This is a genomic window from Psychroflexus salinarum, from assembly GCF_042677225.1.
GTDB lineage: Bacteria > Bacteroidota > Bacteroidia > Flavobacteriales > Flavobacteriaceae > Psychroflexus > Psychroflexus salinarum.
Genome location: NZ_JBHTIV010000003.1, coordinates 91,485 through 115,489, shown reverse-complemented (window position 1 = coordinate 115,489; position 24,005 = coordinate 91,485). Strand labels below are relative to the sequence as shown.

The 24,005-nt window shown below is 35.7% G+C and carries 21 protein-coding genes; 10 read left to right on the top strand and 11 right to left on the bottom strand.

The features are described from left to right. The first annotated feature begins 52 nt into the window (after nucleotides 1-52). Both ACFQ0R_RS01900 and aat read left to right on the top strand, forming a co-directional pair. Nucleotides 53-1,405 (top strand): short-chain fatty acid transporter, encoded by a 1,353-nt coding sequence (locus ACFQ0R_RS01900; RefSeq protein WP_379656677.1) that lies wholly within the window; start codon nucleotides 53-55, stop codon nucleotides 1,403-1,405. Between the two features lie 3 nt (nucleotides 1,406-1,408). Further along, the gene (gene aat, locus ACFQ0R_RS01895; protein ID WP_379656676.1) at nucleotides 1,409-2,056 is read left to right on the top strand and encodes a leucyl/phenylalanyl-tRNA--protein transferase; all 648 of its coding nucleotides are present in this window, start codon (nucleotides 1,409-1,411) and stop codon (nucleotides 2,054-2,056) included. Here the strand turns inward: aat and ACFQ0R_RS01890 are convergent. Then, nucleotides 2,053-2,400 (bottom strand): tRNA-binding protein, encoded by a 348-nt coding sequence (locus tag ACFQ0R_RS01890; protein ID WP_379656675.1) that lies wholly within the window; start codon nucleotides 2,398-2,400, stop codon nucleotides 2,053-2,055. The two genes, aat and ACFQ0R_RS01890, sit on opposite strands and share 4 nt — an antisense overlap. Nucleotides 2,401-2,521: 121 nt before the next feature. Here ACFQ0R_RS01890 and ACFQ0R_RS01885 point away from each other — a divergent pair, with 121 nt between their 5' ends. The 4 genes from ACFQ0R_RS01885 (at nucleotide 2,522) to ACFQ0R_RS01870 (ending at nucleotide 5,765) form a co-directional block, all read left to right on the top strand. Beyond that, a complete protein-coding gene (locus tag ACFQ0R_RS01885; RefSeq protein ID WP_379656674.1) occupies nucleotides 2,522-3,622 on the top strand; it encodes an alkene reductase in 1,101 nt (366 codons plus the stop codon). A 78-nt stretch (nucleotides 3,623-3,700) separates the two neighbouring features. After that, complete coding sequence (locus tag ACFQ0R_RS01880; RefSeq protein ID WP_379656673.1) at nucleotides 3,701-4,339, top strand: flavin reductase family protein; 639 nt, start codon at nucleotides 3,701-3,703, stop codon at nucleotides 4,337-4,339. Further along, on the top strand, nucleotides 4,339-4,476 hold the full coding sequence (locus tag ACFQ0R_RS01875; protein WP_379656672.1) for a DUF2256 domain-containing protein: 138 nt from the start codon (nucleotides 4,339-4,341) through the stop codon (nucleotides 4,474-4,476). Before ACFQ0R_RS01880 ends, ACFQ0R_RS01875 begins: the two co-directional genes overlap by 1 nt. After that, complete coding sequence (locus tag ACFQ0R_RS01870) at nucleotides 4,455-5,765, top strand: DASH family cryptochrome (protein ID WP_379656671.1); 1,311 nt, start codon at nucleotides 4,455-4,457, stop codon at nucleotides 5,763-5,765. The genes ACFQ0R_RS01875 and ACFQ0R_RS01870 overlap by 22 nt, the downstream gene beginning before the upstream one ends. A 232-nt stretch (nucleotides 5,766-5,997) precedes the next feature. Here ACFQ0R_RS01870 and ACFQ0R_RS01865 read toward each other — a convergent pair whose 3' ends face one another. From ACFQ0R_RS01865 to ACFQ0R_RS01850, 4 genes are all read right to left on the bottom strand, one after another. After that, nucleotides 5,998-8,565 (bottom strand): CHAT domain-containing protein, encoded by a 2,568-nt coding sequence (locus tag ACFQ0R_RS01865; RefSeq protein ID WP_379656670.1) that lies wholly within the window; start codon nucleotides 8,563-8,565, stop codon nucleotides 5,998-6,000. Nucleotides 8,566-8,702: 137 nt separating this feature from the next. Further along, a complete protein-coding gene (locus ACFQ0R_RS01860; RefSeq protein WP_449314336.1) occupies nucleotides 8,703-10,682 on the bottom strand; it encodes a PKD domain-containing protein in 1,980 nt (659 codons plus the stop codon). Between the two features lie 99 nt (nucleotides 10,683-10,781). After that, the gene (locus ACFQ0R_RS01855; RefSeq protein WP_379656668.1) at nucleotides 10,782-11,708 is read right to left on the bottom strand and encodes a hypothetical protein; all 927 of its coding nucleotides are present in this window, start codon (nucleotides 11,706-11,708) and stop codon (nucleotides 10,782-10,784) included. Nucleotides 11,709-11,897: 189 nt separating this feature from the next. Beyond that, the gene (locus ACFQ0R_RS01850) at nucleotides 11,898-12,896 is read right to left on the bottom strand and encodes a hypothetical protein (protein WP_379656667.1); all 999 of its coding nucleotides are present in this window, start codon (nucleotides 12,894-12,896) and stop codon (nucleotides 11,898-11,900) included. Between the two features lie 287 nt (nucleotides 12,897-13,183). Between ACFQ0R_RS01850 and ACFQ0R_RS01845 the strand changes: the two genes are divergently transcribed. The 4 genes from ACFQ0R_RS01845 to ACFQ0R_RS01830 are packed head-to-tail and all read left to right on the top strand — an operon-like array spanning nucleotide 13,184 to nucleotide 16,391. Continuing rightward, nucleotides 13,184-13,765, top strand: a complete 582-nt coding sequence (locus ACFQ0R_RS01845; protein WP_379656666.1) for an RNA polymerase sigma factor — start codon at nucleotides 13,184-13,186, stop codon at nucleotides 13,763-13,765. A 4-nt stretch (nucleotides 13,766-13,769) separates the two neighbouring features. After that, on the top strand, nucleotides 13,770-14,510 hold the full coding sequence (locus ACFQ0R_RS01840) for a tetratricopeptide repeat protein (RefSeq protein WP_379656665.1): 741 nt from the start codon (nucleotides 13,770-13,772) through the stop codon (nucleotides 14,508-14,510). 51 nt (nucleotides 14,511-14,561) lie between these two features. Continuing rightward, the gene (locus ACFQ0R_RS01835) at nucleotides 14,562-16,100 is read left to right on the top strand and encodes a cryptochrome/photolyase family protein (RefSeq protein ID WP_379656664.1); all 1,539 of its coding nucleotides are present in this window, start codon (nucleotides 14,562-14,564) and stop codon (nucleotides 16,098-16,100) included. 51 nt (nucleotides 16,101-16,151) lie between these two features. After that, nucleotides 16,152-16,391, top strand: coding sequence for a hypothetical protein (locus ACFQ0R_RS01830; protein ID WP_379656663.1), 240 nt, complete (start codon nucleotides 16,152-16,154; stop codon nucleotides 16,389-16,391). 56 nt (nucleotides 16,392-16,447) lie between these two features. On the opposite strand, the gene pyrF is transcribed toward ACFQ0R_RS01830, so the two are convergent. The 6 genes from pyrF to ACFQ0R_RS01800 all read right to left on the bottom strand — a co-directional run bounded on the left by pyrF (nucleotide 16,448) and on the right by ACFQ0R_RS01800 (nucleotide 24,000). Then, entirely contained in the window at nucleotides 16,448-17,260 is an 813-nt protein-coding gene (gene pyrF / locus ACFQ0R_RS01825) for an orotidine-5'-phosphate decarboxylase (protein WP_379656662.1), read from the bottom strand. Between the two features lie 6 nt (nucleotides 17,261-17,266). Further along, on the bottom strand, nucleotides 17,267-18,343 hold the full coding sequence (gene prfA / locus ACFQ0R_RS01820) for a peptide chain release factor 1 (protein WP_379656661.1): 1,077 nt from the start codon (nucleotides 18,341-18,343) through the stop codon (nucleotides 17,267-17,269). Nucleotides 18,344-18,427: 84 nt separating this feature from the next. Continuing rightward, the gene (locus ACFQ0R_RS01815; RefSeq protein ID WP_379656660.1) at nucleotides 18,428-19,486 is read right to left on the bottom strand and encodes a DUF3078 domain-containing protein; all 1,059 of its coding nucleotides are present in this window, start codon (nucleotides 19,484-19,486) and stop codon (nucleotides 18,428-18,430) included. 6 nt (nucleotides 19,487-19,492) lie between these two features. After that, nucleotides 19,493-20,668 (bottom strand): AIR synthase related protein, encoded by a 1,176-nt coding sequence (locus tag ACFQ0R_RS01810; protein ID WP_379656659.1) that lies wholly within the window; start codon nucleotides 20,666-20,668, stop codon nucleotides 19,493-19,495. An 89-nt stretch (nucleotides 20,669-20,757) separates the two neighbouring features. After that, on the bottom strand, nucleotides 20,758-22,944 hold the full coding sequence (locus ACFQ0R_RS01805; protein WP_379656658.1) for a glutamine synthetase III family protein: 2,187 nt from the start codon (nucleotides 22,942-22,944) through the stop codon (nucleotides 20,758-20,760). A 105-nt stretch (nucleotides 22,945-23,049) separates the two neighbouring features. Next, on the bottom strand, nucleotides 23,050-24,000 hold the full coding sequence (locus tag ACFQ0R_RS01800) for a calcium/sodium antiporter (protein WP_379656657.1): 951 nt from the start codon (nucleotides 23,998-24,000) through the stop codon (nucleotides 23,050-23,052). Nucleotides 24,001-24,005 lie beyond the last annotated feature (5 nt).

Genomic DNA, 24,005 nt, shown 5'->3' with positions numbered 1-24,005 from the left:
CTAGAGCTTTTTTTATTTTTACTCCTTGAATTTTTAAAATATTCATAATTCGTTGATAGCTAAACTCGAACTTTTTTTTGCTAAAGTACTGCCCTCACCTTTCACTCTGAGCATTGGACTCACTTTGCTTACTCTTGTATTAGCAATTTTCCTTGGTGATTTCTCTGGTGACACTTCTCAGGTAGTTTCCACATTGCAAGCATGGCAATCTGGAATATGGAATCAAGATTTACTGGTTTTTGGCTACCAAATGATGTTGATTTTGGTACTTGGCCATATTTTAGTTTTGAGCACTCCTGTCAATAAACTTTTAGAACTTATTACTAAAGGCGCTATCGATACAAAAAGTGCTGTAGTATTAGTAAGTGTAAGCACCATGCTCATGGGATTTTTTAACTGGGGATTGGGTTTGATTTTTGGTGCCATACTCGCCAGGAAAATTGGCGAAAAATCAGCAAAAGAGAACCTGAATATTAACTATCCACTCATCGGTGCATTAGGCTATTCTGGGATGATGGTTTGGCATGGTGGTATTTCTGGCTCTGCACCTCTCAAGGCTTCAGAAAGCGGTCATTTACATTCTATAATGAATAATTTTCCTGCCGATTTTCCTGCAGAAATATCTACTTCTGAAACTATCTTTAGTTGGAGTAATATCATCATTTTTGGCGTAATTCTTTTAGTGGTTCCTATAATCTTTAGAAGCATTAAGTATAAACCCACTTCCAAGTTTAAGAGCTCAGATCTCATAAGTGAATCAGGGTCAAATTCAAAAGAAAGAAAAGCACATCCCCTAGAGAACAATATGGTTTTACCTTTGATTTTTGGAGGATTGATTACTATTTGCTTTTTTGTTGTGTATTCAGAGAATTTAGCGCAACTTAATATCACTCCAAATATGCTCAATTTTCTGATGCTTGGACTAGGTATTTTATTTCATAAGTCTTTAATCCATTACTTAGCTTCTCTTTCTGAGGCTATTAAAGGAGCCTCTGGAATTTTGATACAGTTCCCGCTCTATTTTGGAATTATTGGAGTCATGAAGGAAAGTGGATTGGCAGTTAGTTTTGCTCAATTTTTTATAAGTATTTCAACTGAAACAACGCTTCCTGTCTTTACATTCATCAGTTCTGGAATCGTAAATATTTTTGTACCTAGCGGTGGCGGACAGTGGGCAATACAAGGACCGATTGCGTTGGAATCTGCAACAAAACTTGGCGTACCACTACCCAAAATTATTATGGCATTGAGTTATGGTGACCAGATTACAAATATGCTTCAACCCTTTTGGGCATTACCACTTCTTGCCATTACCAAGTTAAAGGCGAGTGATATTTTCCCATTCACTTTTATATTATTTATTATTGGCAGCTTTATTTTTATAACAGGCTTACTTATTTTTTAAAACATGTATAAACTTACTAAAGACATCATATTTCCGCATCCCAAATTTGCAGACGAAAAAGGCTTATTAGCTTTTGGAGGGGATTTGAGTTTAGAACGAATCAAAGTTGCATATGAAAATGGAATTTTCCCATGGTATGAGGAAGGACAGCCCATCTTATGGTGGAGTCCAGATCCCAGAATGGTATTATTTCCAGAAAACCTGAAAGTATCTAAATCGATGAAGAAGCTTTTTAAAGAAAAAGCATTCAAGGTGACTTACAATAAGGATTTTGAATATGTCATGCGTAAGTGTGCAAATATCAATAGAGAGCGTCAAGATGGAACCTGGATTACCGAGGATATGATTGAAAGTTATGTAAAACTTCACGAAGCTGGATTGGCTAAATCTGTAGAAGTCTGGAAAGACGGTGAAATGGTAGGAGGACTTTATGGAATTCTTTTGAAGGAGAAAAAAGTATTTTGTGGCGAAAGCATGTTTACTGAAGTGGATAACGCATCAAAATATGGGTTCATTACACTAGTCAAAAACATGGAAAAAAATGGCATTAGCCTTATCGACTGTCAAGTTTATACCAAACACTTAGAAAGTCTTGGCGCTGAAGAAATTAGCAGACATAATTTCCTAACCATTCTAAATTCTAAAGTTTAAGAAATCCTAGTTCCATTTTTGACGTTATGGTCTAATGATAATAAAGATGTGCCAATCTCGCTATCTACACCTGCAAGTACTAAGCACTCACTCATCATTGTTGCTATTTGCTTTGGAGGAAAATTGAGTACAGCAATCACTTGTTTTCCAAGGAGCTCTTCAGTTTTATATAGCTCTGTGATTTGAGCTGAAGAACGTTTGATCCCATACTCTCCAAAATCAATTTCAAGTTTTAAGGCCGGATTTCTGGCTTCTTTAAAAGTTTCAGCTTTGATTATTGTTCCAACTCTCATCTCTACGTTTTGAAAATCGGACCAGGTTAAACTATAAATAGATGTATTCATGAGTTGGTTTTTTGGTATAAGATATGTTTATATTGAAATCAGATAAAAGTAGAATTCTTTTATAATTGCCTTAACGAACAAGATTCCAATAAATATTAAGTTTACAAAAAAATAATTGATTATGAGTAAACAGGCCTTATTAAAGCCTATCAAACTAGGCGATATGGAATTGAAAAATAGAGTCATCATGGCTCCTATGACAAGAAATAGAGCCGATAATGAACACAATGCACCAACAGATTTGCACGCAAAATATTATAAGCAACGTGCAAGTGCAGGACTAATCATAAGCGAAGGTGCTCAAGTATCCTATCAGGCAAGAGGCTACATCAATACGGCAGGCATTCATCTACCAGAACAAATTGAGGGCTGGAAAAAAGTTACAGATGCTGTTCACGATGATGACGGTAGAATTTTCGTCCAATTATGGCATGTAGGCAGAATATCACATCCAGACTTTCACAACGGAGAAAAACCAGTTGCTCCAAGTGCTATAAATGCAAATGCGCAATGTTTCACAGAAGAAGGATTCAAAGATACTGTTGAGCCTAGAGCATTGACTACAGAAGAAGTAAAAGAAATAGTACAAGATTTTAAAAGAGCTGCTAAAAATGCTGTAGATGCAGGTTTCGATGGGATTGAAATCCATTCTTCGAATGGCTATTTACTACACCAGTTTTTCAATAAATCATCCAACCAAAGAACAGATGAATATGGAGGATCCATTGAAGAAAGAGCAAGAATTCTTTTTGAAATTTTGAATGCTGTAAGAGTATTTTTTCCAGAAAACAGAATTGGTGTAAGGTTAAATCCTTCACTAGATGGCATTTTTGGTATGGAAGCAGATGAGGGAACCATTCCAACTTTTGAATATATTGTCAAGAAATTGAATGAATACGATTTAGCTTACCTCCACTTATCAGAACCTTTTAATGATGTGAGTGATAAAGATTTTCTTGTAAGTAATATAGCAGAACACTTCAGACCTTTATACAAAGGAAACCTAATGATCAATGCAGGCTTCGACCAAGAAAGTGGCAATAAAGTCATTGAAGATGAAAATGCAGATATGGTAGCTTTTGGAAAGCTGTTTATTTCTAATCCGGATTTACCTGTTAGATTTGAAAAGAATGCGGAATTACAAGACTGGGATCAGGATACCTTCTATGCAACTGGAAAGGAAGGTTATACAGATTACCCAAAATTAGGTGAAGAAAAATAACTAAATTTTGTTTAATTTTTAACAGTAAAGGATTAAACAATATCTAATTTTAGGTCGATTAATAATCGACCTTTTTTTATGCCCTATTTTTCTAAAGAAGACATTATCAACTTACCAGGTATTGAACGTATGCACCTTATCAATTCATGTGGTGGCATTAAATCGGGAAATCTCATTGGTACTGTTTCAACATCAGGAATTTCCAACTTAGCTGTATTCAATTCAGTAATTCATTTAGGAAGTAATCCGCCAATGTTAAGCTTCATGTTGAGACCAACCACTGTAGAACGTCACTCTTATGATAATTTCAAAGAGAGATCGTATTTCACAGTCAATCACATTCACAATGATTTCGTGGATAAAGCACATCAAACGTCTGCTAAGTATGAAGAAAATGTTTCGGAATTTGAAAAAGTTGGTTTAACAGAAGAGTATATTCAAAATTTTAAAGCTCCTTTCGTTAAAGAGTCGAAAATAAAAATAGGCTGTAAATACATCAATGAGTATTTAATAAAAGAAAATGATTGTAGATTAATCATTGGTGAAATTCAGCTCATTTCATTCGAAAATGGATTACAAGATAGGGATGGATTTTTAGATCTAGCAAAAGCAAATTCAGCTGGAATAATAGGTCTTGATGGCTATGTAAAAACCCAGCTTATTGAAAGGTACGAATATGCAAGACCAGATCAGAAATTAAAACCTCTAGAGAGATAATGGCACATAAAAAACCAAATTTACCTGAGAAAATATGTGCTACTTGTGGTTTACCATTTGCCTGGAGAAAAAAGTGGGAAAAGAATTGGGAAAACGTCAAATATTGCAGCGAAAAATGCAGAAGAAACAAGACATAAACATCGTATGGTTTAGAAACGACCTGAGAACTAGAGATCAAAAATCATTGTACGAAGCCTGTCAGCAATCGGAAACCGTGCTCGGCTTGTATTGTTTTGATCCTAAACATTATGAAATCACAAAATACGGATTCAAAAAAACAGAAAAGTTTAGAGCCAGATTTTTGATAGAGACGGTCACTCAGCTTTCAGATAAATTAAAGAGCTTAAACATTAGCTTGAAAGTTGAGCATGATAAGCCAGCAAATGTATTGAAGCGACTTGCTGAAAATTACAACATCAAAACCGTATTTTTTCAAACTGAATGGACAGAAGAAGAAAAACAAGTAGAACATGAAGTCAAATCAGTTTTAAGTGAGACTAACTTTATTGATCACTACAATCAGTTTTTATTTCATCCTGATGACGTGCCTTACGATGACTTCAGACAGATTCCAGAAGTATATACCAATTTTAGAAAGAAATGCGAAAAACAAAGTGAGGTGAGAACTGAAATCCCTACACCAGACGCACTTCCCGAAGATAATTTACTTGGTATAGAAATCAAAATACCTAGCCTGGAAGACTTGGGCTTAGAGGAGTTTGAAATTGATGAAAGGTCTGCATTTCCTTTCCATGGTGGTGAAAATGAAGCCTGGAAACGTCTAAAGCATTATTTCTGGGACACCAAAAAATTACAGTATTACAAGAAAACAAGAAACGGTTTGCTTGGCACAGATTACAGTTCCAAGTTTTCTGCCTGGCTGGCTAATGGTAGTATGTCTGCAGTTTCTATTTACCATGAGGTTAAAAGGTTTGAAAAGGAGATCAAGAAAAACCAGGACACCTATTGGCTGATATTCGAGCTAATTTGGAGAGATTATTTTAAATATGTTTCTTTAAAACATGGTAATAAAATCTTTCAACTCGGAGGAATTTCAAACAAAGATTACGACTGGGGAAATAACGATAAAGCCTTCAAACAGTGGGTAAATGGCAACACGCCAGAGCCATTCGTCAATGCCAATATGATCGAGATTCGTGAAACTGGCTTTATGAGTAATCGGGGTAGACAGAATGTGAACAGCTACTGGGCTAAGGAATGGAAGCAAGACTGGAGAATTGGTGCCGCCTATTTTGAAGCCATGCTGGTAGACTACGACGTGCACAGCAACTGGGGCAACTGGATGTACAATTCTGGCGTTGGCAATGATCCACGTGATAGAAAATTCAACATCAAAAGCCAGGCAGACCGTTACGACACCAATGGAAAATATCAGCGAACTTGGTTACAGGAAACTCTGTTTTAGAAGCCAGGAACCTGCTTTCAGCTCTATCTTGGAGCAGCAACGCAAGTCTCATAGCTTACCAAAAGAGCTTCTTACAGTCGCATTTTGGCAAGAGGTCGACTAAGTCTTGCCGCTCCAAGGATGCCGCTTCTATCAGGGCTAAATAACTAGATTACAAGATTAATTGTTCCATCAAAAAATATAGTTTCCTGATGGATAAACTTTGTAAAATCATTTGACGGTTAGATTGATATTAAACCTTTTTTTTAATTCTCTTGGTGTAGATTTGAAATACACCAACAACAAGCATAAGGCTTATTACAATATAAATCCAAAACGCCTCTGGCTGCTCTTTAGCTTCTTCTACTGCTCCATAATACACAAAAGCACTCCAATAGTAGGGTGACTTATTTGCATTAGAGATTTCCTTATTTTCAAGAAAATCTAGTTTAGACTTTCGGTTTGCAATTGCTACCGATTGGTTGTGGCTGTAGTGCTTATAAAAGGAAGCCATCAACTGGGAGGTCGAACGGTCATTAATCTCCCAAAGACTAAACAAAAGATTTTGCGCTCCTGCATATTGAAAGCCTCTGGCTAAACTGATAGGGCCTTCTCCTGTGAGAAGTTTCCCCACACCAGTCTCACAGGCGCTAAGAACTACCAGTTTTGGATTTAATTGCAAACTGTATAAGTCCTGAACAAGCAACACATCGTCATAAAATTCCATAGTCGCTGGAATGGTAAATGTCCCACTATTAGCGTGAGTAGAAAGGTGTAATATCGAGTGTTCTGCTGCCAGACTTTTAAAATTGGTTGAACTGGCTTCATCATGAAGAAGCAAGGTTGTGGGCATGAGTTCTTCCAGATGCTTTGACTCTTCTAAGGAGTAGCTCAGATGCTTTGAAGTATCTTCAAACACAGGAAAAAGCCCTAAAACTGAATTTTTAACACCTTGGCTTTCAGCTTGATTATATAAGCGTGCAGAATTGTTATAGCTTATAGTATGCCTTTTAAGAAGGAAGGGCATTTGTTCGTAAACCGTGCTTTGACTTGCATCAAACAATAAGGCTTCAAAAGGCACAAAGTGAAGCAAAGCATCTGGTATAATCATCAAGTTGGCATTCGCTGTTTTTGCTTCAGGCATTAATTTCTGATACAAAGCATAAGCCGTTTCACGATAGTCGGCTATGCCTCTATTAATAGCTGTAGGACTTTCAAAAAAACCAATAAAATCAGATAGCTGCTGTTTTATAACCGAATCCTTACTAATCCGATGCAGATGGAGAGATTTATCATCGATATCAAAGCGATAAATATGAGATCTTCCAGAAAAATAAAGCAATAAGATCGATTGGTCCTGCCTGAGTTTTTGCTGAATTTGACCAAGGCTTACAGAAGTAGAAAGGGAGTCTGAATATTTTGCTTCTACCCGACCCTGAACTTGTCTCAAAGCTTGATGAATCTGACTTAGAGAGTCGCTAATTGCTGCTATGCGTTTAGCATTTGGTTGAGTTAATTGTACTTTCAGAGACAAATTGATCAGTTGTTCCTGACTGTTTGTTAGCTTTTTTCGCAGTTGAAGTAAACTATCTTCTGGGTGTAATTTTAAAAGGTACTGCTGTGTCATCTGTTCTCTAAGGACCCGCGCTTTACTATTTTCTACATAAGTAAAAGCTCGTTTTAAAAGTTCTGAATTTTGTGAGGTTTGGTAGTCATCCCAAAGAATATCTAAACAGTCTTCTGTTCTGCGTTTCCAACTGGATTGATGCATCAATCTCACTTCCTGTTGAGTATAATCTGCATACATTAAGTCAGATACATAAAAACTAAGGTCGTAATAAGCTAAGGCTATGGTGGAGCTGGCTTGCAGATTCGCCAAACCATCGAATATGGATATAAACGTCGGTTCTGCATACAGCAATTCTTTGGGTGGAAGCAACACAAAGGATTCTAAAGGCAATAAGATCTTCAAGGCCTTGAGATAAGTTTCCGATGCATTTTCAACAGCCTGCAAGGCCATAAATACACTCGCTTTTTCCACATAAAATCGAGCTATATCTCGAGCAATGGAAGTTTCATTTATGAGTTGTGGTTCTACTTGATTCAACAAGCGAAGAGCCTGCTCATACTCGCCTTCTTTCATCGCTAACTGAGCTTTATTTCTCAGTTTTAGAACATCATTTTTATTGGTGGTCTTCAGGAAGGATTTCGCCTTGTTCAACTGTTGTTTCGCCAGTAAGTTTGTCGCCATATTATTTTCTAAAGCTGTAACTTGTTCTGGAGTTAGGCCATGAGTTTCTAATCCTTCCTGAAGTAATTCTATAGCGGTTGAATGCTTACCTGTATTGTGGTATACCACAGATAGGTTTATAATCCCTGCTACTTGTTGCTGAGAGTCATTTTGGGATTTAGCTAATGCTATATAGCGCTTTATAACCCGCTCTGCATTGGCAAAGTCCCCAAGTTGAGTATAAATATTTCCTAGCGGCTTCAGCGTGTATTCAATGATATCATAAGACTCAAACTGGTGGCTTTTATAGATTTCCCAGGCCTTTTCATAAGAGCGAATAGCAGGTTGAAAATTCCCATATTGCTTGTCGTAAAACCCCATATTGGCATAAAGCACTACTAAAGCCAAATATTCATTTGTGTTTTGAGCATTTTTAGTAAAATCAATAGCATTAGCTTTTAATTCTTGAAGCGCTGTAGAACTTGTATTTTCTACAAAGGCATCCAAATGTGCATAAATCGCATCTTCAAGACTTTGCGATTGCCCTAATGAAGTATAAAGTAATAATATGAAAATTAATTTATTGATCATTTCCTCGAGTAAGAAAGTGTGGGTTTTATGCTAGGGATAGAAGTGGAAATCCTTTTCCCCAATTGGGTTGGGGAAAAGATTGAAACGGATAGCCCGACCCTTTCCCAATTTTGAATTGGGAAAGGGTAACGCCCAAATTAAAATTTCCAAATTGCATAAAATTGTAGTTGATTATGTGGAGCGTTCAAATTATACACATATCGAACGCCGGCACTAGGCCCTATGCGAGCAACACCTATATTAAAGCCAACAAATGCTCCAGCCTGAAAGTTATCTAAACTAGTGGTTTGGGTATTGACACTAGTAAAATCTTTAGTCTCATCACGTATTGTAAACCCTTCAGATGGGATAAAAAGACTATATTCTCCTGTATTTTCTTCTTCCACTTCACTACTCAAATCAAGTTTTAACTGAACGCCCGTACCCAAGGCCAAAACGTTGTTCAAATTATAGCGGTAAGACGCAGGAACAAGGTAGAAGGAAATATTTTGATGCTCTCTAAACTGCTCAATATCATAGATTTCTACAAAACCGTCGGCTGTTGGCGTTTCTTCTGTAAATTGATTTAGCTCATCAAAGGAATTGGCAGAAATTATCAACTCGGCTTGTAAATAGCCGCGATAAGATTTGTAAGGAGAAAAGGTGGCTCCCACAAAATATTCCTCGTGATTATTTAGGCTTGGACTCATGATATAACCCGCCTTTGCACCTATAGAAAGTCCAGGCAAAAACCGCGTGGTTGCATAATTGGTGGTGATAGGGTCATTTTTATCAAAATAAATGTCGGTGCGCGTTCGCGTTGTTTTTTTATGAAAATCTTTGGCAAGCTTGATTTTGTACTTGACAAATCCTTTTGTGGAATCGATTTCGGTTACACTCTTCTGCTCCGTACCAGGCAGGTAGATTTTTTTAAACGTAAAAATAGCTTTCTGACGCGTAAAGGTGGTATCAATACAACTATAAAAAACCTCTTTATTCTTAGGACATATTGGACACTCCGGATACGTATCTAAAATTTCGATACTGCTTGTATCAAACATCTCAGGGATTTCGGTTTCCAATCGAATGGTTGTAGCCGGGCCTTCTCCATTGTTTTGAAATTTAGTTTTGAACTTAAAGGTTTTAAAACGGGCTAACCTATAGTTCATCACCGTGGCATTGGAGGACATTTTATTAGGATCGTGGGATGTGACAATTTCCATTTCCATATCCTTGACCTTATGCGTATCAAACTGACGATCGGGAACATAAACGCTTCTTACCGTTACGATAGCACTTGTATCTTTAAGCATTTCTGGGGTAGTTCGTAATGTAAAAAACATATTGCGTTCTTCACCCGGTTGCATATCGTCAAACTCAAAAAATTGATAATCTCTATAATAGGCTTTAGACTCTTCGAGGGTCAGCGGCAAATTGATTTTTTCGGTGCTATCCTTCCATTTCTTTGTAAGTTGGAGGATTTCATTTTGCGCTGAAGCGAGTAAAGTTTCATTTTCTTCTGTTACCCCAGAAAACGCAAGGGGTATATCTTGCTTTTGTTGCTCACCATGATGTGTTCGGATATCTGTAAGCTCGAAATTATCAGCTTTGTATTTCTGCTCGTTATAAAATAAATAAAGCTGACCAGAAGTGGTGTAGTTTTTAGGATTTTTATACCGCATTACAACGACAATATCTTCCTCAGGGATGGGGTCTCGATTGCGGATTATATCGATATCACTAGTCATCGAGGCCTTTTCCTTATAATCTGTTGTGGCTTTATTCACCTTCACCTTTTGCGGTCTAGTGGCAGGAGTTTTTCCATTGTCGTAATGATTAGTCACCCAGAGTTGAGCCTCATACTCACCTGGTTTTTCATAAACGTGTTTTGGAAGTGAATCTTTGCTGAAATGGCCATCTCCAAACTCCCAATAATAGGAATAATAAGCCTTAGGCGCGCCTGCAACTTGAATAAGCGGTGGAGTTTCTGGCGTAAATTCAACTGTATTTTCCATTACGTCATGTTCTACCTCAACCTGACGAACCAGAGAATCTGAAGAGCTGGTTTGCTGAGCCCAAAAAGACATGGAGCAAAAGCTTAAAACAAGAAAAAGGAATTTTGAATTCATTGTTATCATAAGTTCTGGAATTTAAATATATAGAAAAGTGATGGTAACTTTACAGAACCATCACTTTAATTTACAGGTTAGGACAAAGTTTTCACCTGATTTTGAAGTTTAAGGCAAATTATTAATGGTTTGTGTTAAATCCTCTGTTGAGGCTATACTGAGGTCTTCCTGTGTGAATAAGACTTGCTGCCCATCTTCTACAGTAATGGTTTGAATCGCGTATAAAAACTCACCATCTTGTTCAGATAAGAAAATGACATGAGCTTCCAATCCTATGGGAAATTCGCCATAAATAAAGGCTAAGCTACTGGTTTCCCCTACTCTAGCTAAATACACAGAAGAGTTGCTACCATCAAAGCCTTGTGGAACAGCGATTTGAATCTCGGTTTTAGGGTCTGGATCTGCGATAAATACATCACAATTGAACCAGCCAAAATTTTCAACAAACGCATTGTAAGTGTTTCCATTATCAGGATTCACCCAAAACTCAGTGTTTTGTGGCAACCAAACCAAGTTATCGTTTTCATCAATTTCACCAACGAACGGTCCCATACCGTCAACTTCACCGCCAGTAATAGAGGACGGAACTTCTAACATCATTCCACAAAATTCATCAAAATCTAGTTCTTCCCCGTTTTGGTAGGCTTTAATATGAAACTCACCACCAGAAATCAGTTGTCCTTTGTCACCGTTTGCATCTTCTCCAACGGTGGTCGCATTAGTGGTAAGCATGTTACCACGGTCAAATACTTCTACAAATTCCAAGTCAACTTCACCAGTCACTGCATTACCATTCAATGTAAGACAGTTGGGTGAAATAGAAAGTGATACGCCAGCGTCTGACTGGAAATTGATGCCGTCTTCTGCATTAAAAGAGGCATTTTGTTTGAGGTCATTAAATGCATTGTCCTGAATATTTCTAAAATCCTCATAGCTTGGAGGCATAAAGGAATCTACATCGTCATTCATTTCACAACTAGTAAATGTAAATATCGATACTGCAAAAATGGCGAATGTGTGTTTTAAATTTTTCATGAGTTCTAAATTTTTAAGGTTTCTAATTTTGTTATTCACCCTTATATCAATATGACCTTATAGTTGTTACCCCCTTTTTTGTTTTTTTTTAAGTTTTTAAAAGTCAGACAGGCCTTCAATTCAAAAGCCATTGGAGTCAATGTCCAATGGCTTAGATTTTAAAAATCAGATGAATTGTAATTCAATTGTTTATGGCAAATCATTGATAGCATCTGTCATTTGTTGTAAACTTCCTAATGTGGTTTCTGACATAGTAAATGAGTAAACATCATTTTCTGCAACAGTCACTCCTTTAATAGCATATCTCCATTGACCATCATCTTCGGTAGCAAAAATGATATGCATTTCCAAACCCACTGGAATTTGTCCATAATGCTCAGAAAACAGTTCGGTATTCGGGTCGTATGTATCTAAGTTAGCTAATGCATTGTTGCCTTCACCATCGTAAGACAGATATACAGCGCTATTTGTATTGTCAAATCCATCTGGAACATCCACAAGAATCATAGTTTTAGGTCTTGGGTCATTATAAAAACGATCGACATTAGTCCAGCCAAAACTATCGAAATAGGCATAATAGTTACCGTTGGCTCCATCGCCTTCTAAAAACACACCTCCTCTACCAGCTGGATCTTGCTCTTCTTCCTCCCAGGTTAAATTATCATTTTCATCCACTTCTCCATCCCAAAGTGTCATATTTTGATCTCCACCGCCAGTTAAACCAGAAGGAATAACTAAAGATATATCGGCGTTTAATTCCAATTGCTCTCCATTTTGAATAGCATTTATATAGAATTCCCCTCCAGAAATAAGCAAAGACTTATCTCCGTTAGGATGTCTTCCCATCGTAGTTTTATTAGTGGAAAGCATGGTTCCACGATCAAAAATTTCTTTGTATTCAAGCTCTACTTCTCCACTGACTACATCACCATTTAAAGTTAAACTGTTAGGGGGTAGTGTAATATCTACTCCATTAGAAGAGATGAAGTTTAAACCATCTTCAGCATTAAAGGTTTTAAATTCTGTAATTAATGCTTTAGCCTCGTCCTTCAAATTAGAATAAGCTTCGGCAGTGGGAGGATTGAAAGGGTTTGAAATCGGCGGATCTACGTCGTCGGTAGTTTCACAGCTTGTGAACACAAAAATGGTTGCTACTAAAATGGCGAATGTGTGTTTTAAATTTTTCATGAGTTCTAAATTTTTAGGTTTCTAATTTTGTTATTCACCCTTATATCAACATCGGTTTAAATTTGTTACCCATTAATATTGATTTTTTTCTGAAAAAATTTAAAGGATAGTGATCATAAGAACTGAGAGGTAAAATTCACTTAAGCTAAAAACAGGGTAGATGTGAAATATGGAAACATCTTTTAGGTGTGTTATGTCTTTAATATGAAGATAGGTTTGTATTTAAAAATGGATTCTGGCTTTCGAATGGAAAAACTTTGATATTTTCGTTGGATAAATTGAATGCGATGAGCGATTCTAAATTACACGACGATCAAAAATATATAGATGGCCTGGTGCAAAATAATTCGTTTATCATACAATCTATTTATGACAAATTTGCACCCAAAGTCATCGGCTATGTCTGTAAGAACAGTGGTAACCAAGACCAAGCTCAGGATTTGATTCAAGAGGTTCTTGTGGTAATTTATGATCAGGCAAAATCTAAAAACTTACAACTCACTTGTCCTTTTGATGCTTATTTCTTCTTGCTTTGCAAACGAAAATGGATCAATATTTTAAAAAAATCATCCTTAAAACAGGTAACAATTAATGAAGAAATTGTATCTAACCATGAACCCGTACAGGAATTGGTTTTAGATACCGAGCATACAGAAACGCAGCAACATCTTTTTGATGACATGTTTCAAAAACTAGGAGAAGCTTGTAAAACCTTGTTGACTACCAGTTTTCAATTAAATTCAATGGAAGAAGTCGCTAAGGCACTTGATTTAACTTACGGATATGCCCGGAAAAAGAAATCGCTGTGTATAGGGAAATTAACAAGAATGATACAGGATTCACCTGCATATCAGAACCTAAAAACTTGATTCGATGGAAGATCGTGACTATATTTTATTTGAAGACTATCTCAGCAATGAGTTAGATGAAGGCCAAAAAGCTAATTTTGAAAAGCGTTTAAAAGAAGATCAAGATTTTCGAGAGGCTTTTGAGCTCTACCAATCTACTTCCAATTTTTTAAGTCATAAATTCTCGAATGCTCAAGAACGGGAAGCTTTTAAGCAAAACCTCAGCAAAATAAGTCACTCCTATTCTGAAACCAATAAAGTAGCCCTTCATAAAACAAGATATTTCAAACCCTGGAAACTCGCTATTGCCGCATCACTACTGGTCATTATGGGTGTGTTTTATTCACAATGGTTCTCTTCCACTCCACAATATGAAGATTTTGCAGACCATCCTGAGATAAACTTAACTGTGAGAGGTAGCAACCAGCCTCTAAAAAAGAAAGCTGAAAAAGCCTTTAATACCGAAAACTACAAAGAGGCCATACCACTTTTTAAATCAATACTTAAAGATGAACCCAAGAATATAGAGCTTCAACTTTACCTTTCCATTTCCTTAATTGAGCAAGATAAGTTTAAAGAAGCTGATTCTACTTTAAAGCCTATTTTAGAATCGCCAAATGCTTATTCCAACCAAGTAAGATGGTATGCAGCCTTAAGCAAACTTAAACAGGGCGATTATGAAATAACAAAAGTCTATTTAGAACTTATTACGGAGGATGCTATGGAATACGACCAAGCTCAAGACTTGATTCATGAATTAAACTAAGGAGAAGTAAAAGTTCAACATAAATTTTTTAATCATAAATTCTATTGAAAAATGAAAAAAACATTAAGATTTATACTGGGTGACCAGCTTAATCCTGAACACTCCTGGTTTAAAGAAAAAAGCGATGATGTCGTTTATTTCATGGCAGAAACCAAGCAGGAAACTGGCTACGTCAAACATCATATACAGAAAGTTGTAGCTTTTTTCTTATCAATGAGAAACTTTGCAAACGAGTTGAAAGAGAATGGGCACCAGGTTATTTATTATGAAATAGATGATAAAAATAACGAACAGGATTTACCATCCAACCTCAATAAAATCATAGAGCAGGAAAATATTGAGCATTTTGAATACTTATATCCTGATGAATATAGACTTGATATTAAATTAAAAACCTTCTGCAACAAGCTTGATATTTCTAGTAAAGCCTATGACACAGAGCATTTCTATACCAAAAGAGAAGACATTGAAGCGTTCTTTGAAGGCAAGAAAGAAATGACCATGGAGTACTTTTACAGAGACATGCGCAAAAAGCATGGCATCATGATGCTGGACGATAAAAAACCTGAGGGAGGAAAATGGAATTACGATAAAAGTAATCGAAAAAAATGGACAGGAAAGCCAGGCATACCAAAAGCAAAAACATTTGACAGAGATATGGAAGCAGTTTTAAACCAAATAGAAGCCATGGACATAAAAACCATAGGAAGAATAGACAAAAACAAGTTCCCATGGCCAATATCTAGAGAAGAATGTCTGGATGTTCTAGATTATTTCTGTAAAAATCTGCTGGTTCATTTTGGAGACTATGAAGATGCACTTCACACCGATCAAAAGTTTTTATTTCATTCCAGACTGTCTTTTGCAATGAATAGTAAAATGCTCTCTCCAAAAGAAGTTATAGAAACAACATTAGATTACTACTATGAGCATAAGGATGATATTAATATTTCTCAAATTGAAGGCTTTATAAGACAAATATTGGGTTGGAGAGAATTTATGAGAGGAGTTTACTGGAAAGAAATGCCTGGCTATAAGTCCAAAAATGAATTGCAAAACACCAATAAACTTCCAGATTTTTACTGGACGGGAGAAACAGATATGAATTGTCTAAAGCACTCAGTCAACCAAAGTCTGGATGATGCATATGCTCACCATATCCAGAGACTTATGATCTTGGGGAACTTCGCCTTACTCACTATGACAGATCCTGATGAAGTTGATGCCTGGTATCTCGGAGTCTATATTGATGCCATTGAGTGGGTTGAATTGACAAACACTAGAGGTATGAGCCAGTTTGCAGACGGAGGGATTGTGGCCACAAAGCCTTATGTTTCTAGTGGAAGTTACATCAACAAAATGGGAAATTACTGCAAGTCCTGTAAGTATTCTGTCAGTAAAAAAGAAGGGGACGATGCCTGTCCTTTCAATAACTTATACTGGAATTTTTTACATGAGAAACAAAAGCATTTTAAAAACAATCAAAGAATGAACATGATGATGAGTCTCCTTAAAAAGATGAAAAAGGAAACACTTGACAACCATATCAATCGCTCGAAAGAAATAATAAAAAACCCAGGTAATTTTTAAAATATTTAAGAAATTTCTATACTTTTGACCCTTAATCTAAAATCAAAACAAATGAAAAAATCAATTTTATCTATCACTATGGCTGCACTGCTTGGTTTAGGAGTTGTAAGCTGTAGAGAACAAAAAAGCGATGCTGAAAAAGCTGGTGAAGAAGTAGAAGAAACTATGGAAGAAACAGGAGATGCTGTAGAAGATGCTGCAGATGATGCTGGTGACGCTATGGAAGACGCTGCTGAAGAAACTGGTGACGCTATGGAAGATGCAGCTGAAGAAACTAAAGAAGAAATGTAGTCAAAAACTACATTGATTTTATAAAAAAGCTTATGCATTTAAATGCATAAGCTTTTTTACTTTATATAATATTCCATTTCTTTTTGCATTGCTTTAGCTTTCAATCCAGCCTTTTCTGCAAAGTCCTCTTGATTTGAAGCATAGATTATTCCTCTGGATGAATTAATTATCAATCCGTAATTATCATTTAGTCCAAACTCACAGACACCTTTTATTGACCCACCCTGAGCACCAACTCCTGGTATGAGTAAAAAACTTTCTGGTATAATTGATCTAATTGTCTTTAAATGACTTGCTTTAGTAGCTCCAATGACATACATCAATTGTTTACTGTTTGCCCAAGCCTGAGATTTTCTTAAAACACTTTCAAATAACAGCATATCATTTGATTTCAAAAACTGAAAATCTTCTGATCCTTGATTTGAAGTTAGTCCCAGTAAGATTGTATGTTTTTTATCAAATTTTAAAAAAGGTTCTACCGAATCTCTTCCCATATATGGTGCAACAGTAACAGAATCAAAGTTTAAATCTTCAAAAAAAGCTTTTGCATACATTGTGGAAGTATTGCCAATGTCTCCTCGTTTTGCATCAGCAATTGTAAATTGCTCTGGATAAAATTCGTTTAAGTAATCTATAGTTTTTTTAAGAGCTTTCCATCCTTTTATCCCGTATGCTTCATAAAAAGCAGTATTTGGCTTATAACCTATACAATACTCTTGAGTAGCCTCAATGATTTTCTTGTTGAATTCAAAAATAGGATCTTCAAGATTAAGAAGGTGTTTAGGTATTTTTTCTAAATCCACATCCAAGCCTATGCAAAGCATAGATCTTTTCTTTTCGATCTGTTGAATTAGATTTTGAATGTCCATTAATTTCTATAAGTCGTCAGAAATGTTTTTTAGCTTCTCAGTATTGTCAACAAGTTTCAACTCGTTAATTATTTTTTCAATATCACCGTTGATGATGTTATCTAGATCATATAGGGTTAAATTGATTCTATGATCGGTGACGCGGCTTTGAGCATAATTATAAGTTCTTATTTTCGCACTTCTATCGCCACTTGTGACCATAGTACCACGCTTTTCCGCATCTTCAGCCTGCTTTTTTGCAAGTTCCATTTCATAAAGTCTTGAACGTAAAACCCTAAAAGCTTTTTCTTTGTTTTTATGTTGAGATTTCTGATCCTGACACTGAGCCACGATACCAGTAGGTTCGTGAGTCAACCTGACAGCTGAATATGTAGTGTTTACAGATTGACCTCCTGGTCCAGAAGAACAGAAATAATCAATACGAACATCTTTAGGATTTACTTCTATATCGAACTCTTCAGCCTCAGGAAAAACCATCACCGTAGCTGCACTTGTGTGGACACGTCCCTGAGTCTCCGTTTGTGGAACACGTTGCACACGATGAACACCGGCTTCATACTTCAAAGTCCCATAAACATCTTCTCCAGAAACTTCAAATTGAATTTCTTTATAGCCACCATTTGTTCCCTCACTGTAGTCAACAACATCTACTTTCCAGCCTTTGTTTTCGCAGTATTTGGATAACATTCTGAAAATATCACCAGCAAAAATACTAGCCTCATCTCCTCCTGCACCTGCCCTTACTTCTACAACAGCATTCTTAGCGTCTTCAGGATCTTTTGGAATGAGCATCATTCTGATTTTCTCTTCCAATTTCGGTAATTCATCCTTAGCTTCTTCATATTGAAGCTTCGCCATATCAACCATTTCAGAATCAGATTCATTTGAAATAATCTCCTCTGCTTCTTCAAGGTTATTTTTCAATTCAACATAAACTTCACGTTCATCCATGATTGCCTTGAGGTCTTTATACTCTTTGGAAAGCTCTACATAACGTTTTTGATTAGACATAATATCTGGCTGAATGATCAAATCACTAACCTCATCAAAACGTTGTTTTATAAAATTTAATTTATCTAGCATATCTATTTAATGTGATGCGAATTTAAGTGAATTCTAGGGATTTTTTTACTTCAAAACCGCCTTAATCTTAGTTATACAGAACATTTATAAGTCAATAACAATCCCAATACCTAATTGTTGCTTGAGTTGAATTTTAGGACTTCCCCTTGAAAGCGTCCCATCTTCTAATTCATTTTTTACTTTGATATCATCATCATATCTAATGTGAGCACCAAGACTAGCTCTCATAAAACTATTGATTTTAAAATCGAAAACAAGTTCCCAATCTATATCAATATTCCCAAAATTATTTAAATAATCTGTATAAAGACTTAATCTACTTGTCAAAATAGTACTATCAAAAATCTTTTGTTCAAACTCATTTGTAACTAGAATACCAAGCTCATTTCTGGAGGTTTCACCTTCTTTTATAATCTCCCCTTGATTATCTCTTACAGCTTCTCTCACTCCAAATGCGCCTTGATTTGCTAGGCGTTGATTTAACACAAACGTCGATTTTTGAGTTACAGGAGAGAGGTATAACTCAAATTTGCCTGTACTTTCAACATATTTGGCTCCAGCACCAAGAAAGATGTAACCAGGAGCCATAAATTCCGAAATTGAAACCTCAGTATCTGGATAATCATACCCTCTAGCAACTTGAGTTTTAAATCTAAATTTACCTGTATAAAACCACTTAGAATTTTTGGAAACTTCATAACCAAACGAAGAACTAAACTCCAAATCATCATCAGTTTTACGTAACTCTTGACTTTCCTGTTGGTTTATCCCATATCTAAATCGAAACTGGTTATCCCATCTAAAGCCGTCATTTCTGTAAGTTCTAACTAAGTTCATTCCATAAAGCCCAGATACTGAATTAGCTCCTCCAGCGTTCCAGTTTACAAAGGCGACTTCACTTACATCCAATGTGAACTTATTCACAGATTCCCAAAAGCTAGATCGACCAGTTCTTGGAACCAACTCATTATAGGTGAATTCATATTTATCAACCAGGTCTAAGCTTGTTTTAATAAGAGGTATAGCTCCTATTGGAAAAATATTATCACCAATAGGTTCTACATCAATGATTTCACCAAAAGATTGAGAGTATCCATGGGCAATAGAGCCCAGAAAAAATAGAACTACTAAAACTCGTTTCATTAAAATTTATTGATAATCGAAATGACCATAATCTGAAGAAATGCTAAGTGATTTCTTTTCTGAAGCTTCTACTCTACCTACTATTTTTGCATCAACATTGAAACTTTTAGAGATCTCTATAATATCACTAGCGAAAGATTCATCAACATAAAATTCCAATCTATGTCCCATGTTAAAGACCTGATACATCTCTCTCCAGTCTGTTTGACTTTCCTCTTGTATAAGCTTAAATAACGGCGGAACATCAAACATATTATCTTTTATAATATGCAAATTTTCTACAAAATGAAGTATTTTAGTTTGAGCCCCTCCACTACAATGGACCATACCGCTTATAGACTTTCTACCTATTTTTTCAAAAACTCTTTTTACTATTGGAGCATAAGTTCGTGTGGGAGATAAAATCAGTTTACCAACATCTGGAAGGTCTTCTGAAATATTTTCTGTTAGAGATTTTGTACCTGAATAAATCAAATCTTTAGGAACATCTGGATCAAATGATTCAGGGTATTTCTCAGCTAACTCATGGTTTAAAACATCATGTCGAGCTGAAGTTAATCCATTACTTCCCATACCACCATTATATTCGGTTTCATAGGTTGCTTTACCCGAAGAAGAAAGTCCAACAATTACATTACCTGGTTTTATATGAGCATTATCAATAACTTCATCTTTATGCATCCTTGCAGTTACTGTAGAGTCTACGATAATAGTTCTTACCAAATCACCTACATCTGCAGTTTCACCGCCTGTAGTATAAATATTAACACCATGCTTCTTAAGCTCATTAACCAGGTTTTCGGTACCATTTATGATTTCAGCAATTACTTCACCAGGAATCAAATTTTTATTCCTCCCTATCGTGGAAGATACCAAAATATGATCTACTGCTCCAACACAAAGCAGGTCATCAATATTCATTATTAAAGCATCTTGCGCTATTCCTTTCCAAACAGATAAGTCTCCTGTTTCCTTCCAATAAAGATAAGCAAGCGAAGATTTTGTACCAGCTCCATCTGCGTGCATTACTACACAATGATCTTCACTCCCAGTAAGATGATCTGGAATAATCTTACAAAAAGCTCGTGGAAAAAGCCCTTTATCAATATTTTTTATGGCTTTGTGGACATCCTCTTTTTGAGAAGAGACTCCTCTTTTTGCATATCTATCTTGATTACTCATTTTAAAAAATTTATGGCAAATTTATAAAAAAATAACCCAGTCTTGATAATTATCCAAGACTGGGATTTTGCAGAAGTATATTCTATTAATTATTTGGTAAATAAAAGTTCTCTATACTTAGTCATAGGCCAGATTTCATTATCTACAAGTAATTCTAGCTTATCACAATGGTAACGAATATCATCAAAAAAAGGTTTTACTTGATTACAGTAAGCGTAAGCTTTTTCAGTTGGATCTTCCATAGCATTTGCTTTCTTTCTTTCTGCAATCATTTGATCTACTTCTTCGTTAATCTTCTCAATATGATCTGAAATAGATTCTATAATACTCATCTGTTGTTTAGCTTGATCTTTGAAATTTGGACCATATATTTCTTTCAAACCTTTCACATTCTCTATAAGGATATTTTGATACTTGATAGCAGTAGGAATTATGTGGTTTCTTGCAATATCACCTAGAACTCTGCCTTCAATTTGAATATGTTTAGAATAATCTTCAATTTCTATTTCATATCTAGCTTTGATTTCAGTTTCATTCATGATGTTCAATTCACCAAACAGATCAATCGCCTTTTTAGAAATTTTTGCCTTAAGTGCTTCAGGGGTGGTCCTATAATTACTTAAACCACGCTTTTTTGCTTCTTTCTCCCAAGCTTCACCATAACCGTCTCCTTCAAATCTTATTTTTTTAGATGCCTTTATATATTCTCTTAATACATTGAATATAGCATCATCTTTTTTCATCTTTTTATCAGAGATAAGATCGTCTACCTCCACTTTAAACTCTTTCAGCTGCTTAGTAACTATTGCATTTAATACAGTCATTGGATCAGCACAGTTAGCTGTAGAACCTACAGCTCTTAATTCAAATTTATTACCAGTAAAGGCAAAAGGTGAAGTTCTGTTTCTATCAGTATTATCCATCAAGATCTCTGGAATTTTACCGACAACATTCAGTTTTAACTCGGTTTTTTCCTGAGGAGAAAGTTTACCATCAGTTACTTTTTCAAGTTCATCAAGTACTTTGGTAAGCTGTGATCCTATAAAGACAGACATTACAGCCGGCGGAGCTTCATTTGCTCCGAGTCTATGGTCATTTGAAGCTGAAGCTATAGTTGCTCTTATAAGCTCTTCATTTTCGTAAAAAGCTTTTATAGTATTTATAAAAAACGTGAGGAACCTCATGTTTTTCATAGGAGTCTTACCTGGGCTTAACAAATTGGAACCTGTATCTGTTGCTAAAGACCAGTTATTATGCTTTCCACTACCATTTACACCTTGAAAAGGTTTTTCGTGAAATAATACTTTAAAGTGGTGGCGTTCAGCTACTTTGTCCATCACATCCATTAATAATGAATTGTGATCGACAGCAAGATTAACCTCCTCAAAAATAGGAGCAAGTTCAAATTGATTCGGTGCTACTTCGTTATGTCTTGTTTTAACAGGAATCCCCAATAACATACATTCTTTTTCCAAATCCCGCATATAATTAAGAACGCGACTAGGAATAGATCCAAAATAATGATCATCAAGCTGCTGTCCTTTTGCAGGAGAATGACCTATTAAAGTCCTTCCAGACATCATAAGATCCGGACGAGTGGATGCCAGTGCGGAATCAACCAAGAAATATTCTTGTTCCCAGCCAAGTGTCGTTATGACTTTATTTATTTTTTTATCAAAATACTTTGCTACATCTGTAGCAGCTTTATCTAATGCTGAAATTGAACGTAATAAAGGAGTTTTATAATCTAAAGCTTCTCCTGTGTATGAAACAAATATCGTAGGAATACATAAGGTTGATCCCCAAAGAAACGCTGGTGAAGATGGATCCCAGGCTGTATAACCTCTAGCTTCAAATGTATTTCTAATACCACCATGCGGTAAACTAGATGCATCAGGTTCTTGCTGAACTAGCTGAGAACCATTGAATTTTTCCATCGCGTCTCCATCATCAATTGTTTCAAAAAATGCATCATGCTTTTCCGCAGTAGAACCTGTAAGAGGCTGAAACCAGTGTGTATAATGCGTAGCTCCTTTTGAGATTGCCCATTCTTTCATCCCGGTTGAAATGTTATCAGCCAGAGAACGATCTATTTTTGTTCCGTTTTCAATTGTACTTTTTAAACTTTCAAATGAATCTTTAGTAAGATACTGGCGCATTGCCTTTTGATTAAACACATTTCTACCAAAAAGATCAGAACGACGTTCGTCTTCTTGAATTTTTACTGGTGTTCTATCAAGTGATTCTTTTAAAGCATTGAATCTTAAAATTGCCATGATGAATTAAATTTAGAATTCAATCAAAAGTAACTAATTTTAGAATATGACATAAAATTTAGGGGGTTAAATTTTAAAAAATACACTTTTAAAACAAAAACCCCTCTATTTATTTATGAAAGTAAGTAGAATAAATAAAATATAAGTCAAAAAGATAAGCCCCCCTTTATATCTTGATATTGTATGTTTTGGAGGTAAAAAAACTAATGGGAGAAGTACAAACGAGAACCCTATCATCCACAATATATCATTTGTTAACACTTCTTCTGACTGAAGAGAAATAGGTTGAATTAATGCAGTGAAGCCAATTACGGAACCTATATTAAAAATATTTGAGCCTACTAAGTTACCTAATGAGATTCCTTTTTCTTTTTTTAGCGCCGCTATTACAGAAGCGGCTAGTTCTGGAACACTTGTTCCGATTGCGATCATTGTTACAGAAATTATCCGTTCACTCACATCAAAGGATTCTGCCAGACCAACAGCCCCATCAACTAACCATTCTGAACCAAAATATAATCCAGCAGCACCAATAAGAAGCCACAAAATTATTTTGAATATTGAAGTATAATTTAAAGTTGCATCCACTCCTCCAGAACCCTCAACTTGACCTTTTAAGGCTTTTTGAATTAAAATCAAAATGAAAATAAAAATGACAATCAATAAAGCTACCCCCTCTACTCTTGATATTTGGCTTCCAGTATATAGAAATAAATAAAGCAATCCAGATAAAAGAATCATCACTGGAAAATTAAATTTCAAAAATTCTTTATCTGTATCTATCGAAGAAATAACAGCAGTTAAGCCAAGGACAAAGCCAATATTGGCAATATTCGATCCAATAACGTTTCCAAGTGAAATATCAGAAAATCCAGATAAAGCAGCTTGTAGGCTCACTAGAAGCTCTGGAGTTGAAGTTGCAAATGAAACAACCGTTAAACCGATAATCATTTTCGAAATGTTGAATCTTAAAGACAGAGCAACAGAAGACCTAACTAAAAACTCACCTCCAACTACCAAAAGAATAAATCCTATGATTACTAAAAAAATGTCCATTTATT